This window comes from Pedobacter sp. ASV12 (assembly GCF_016429155.1).
Lineage (GTDB): Bacteria > Bacteroidota > Bacteroidia > Sphingobacteriales > Sphingobacteriaceae > Pedobacter.
In genome coordinates this window covers 1-547 of record NZ_JAELUC010000260.1, presented here as the reverse complement: position 1 = coordinate 547, position 547 = coordinate 1, and the positions used below count along the sequence as shown (strand labels likewise).

Below are 547 nucleotides of genomic sequence, written 5' to 3'. Positions count from 1 at the left end.
GTGGTTCGTCGGCAGCGTCAGATGTGTATAAGAGACAGAATCAGCCTATCAAAAACACGGACTGGAGTCCGTGCTTTTTATTAAGCTCAAAGAATATGTGATACCCAAAAATCAATACAAGGAACTGGAACTTTCGTGGGTAGGCGATTTCAATGAAAAAATGATCGCCATACATCAGGCTACAGGCGCAACTTTTGGCAAGCGCCACTTAACGTTGCGAAAAGTTTTTTGATTCCGATAAATTTCTAAGCTCCTCATAAAGATCGATGATCTTTTTTTGGAGCTTGGTGATTTCTTCTTCCTTGATGGCAAGCTTATCCTTGAGGATGCTGATTTCTATCGACGAGCTCCCGCCCAGAATACCTTTGTCATCGTTAGAAATAATTTCCAGCGTAGAAACCTCGAATAGCTTGGCTATCTGGTCCAACCCTGAAATATTGATGTCTGTTATGCCTGTCTCGATTTTTGAAAATGCGGGAATAGAAATCTTAAGTCTTTTGGCTACCTCCCCCTGGCTCCAGCCATTTTTTTTACGCAATTGTCTGAT

1 protein-coding gene and 1 pseudogene are annotated in these 547 nt (G+C 41.9%); one reads left to right on the top strand and one right to left on the bottom strand.

Going from position 1 to position 547, the window contains the following annotated elements; genetic code table 11:
• Positions 1-34: 34 nt before the first annotated feature.
• Positions 35-232 (top strand): annotated as a pseudogene (locus tag JHD69_RS21160) (GNAT family N-acetyltransferase); the annotation flags it as partial.
• On the opposite strand, the gene JHD69_RS20200 reads toward JHD69_RS21160, so the two are convergent.
• Positions 209-547 (bottom strand): helix-turn-helix domain-containing protein (locus tag JHD69_RS20200; protein ID WP_199142126.1); only part of this gene is annotated, 339 nt, incomplete at its 5' end. The pseudogene JHD69_RS21160 and the gene JHD69_RS20200 overlap by 24 nt on opposite strands.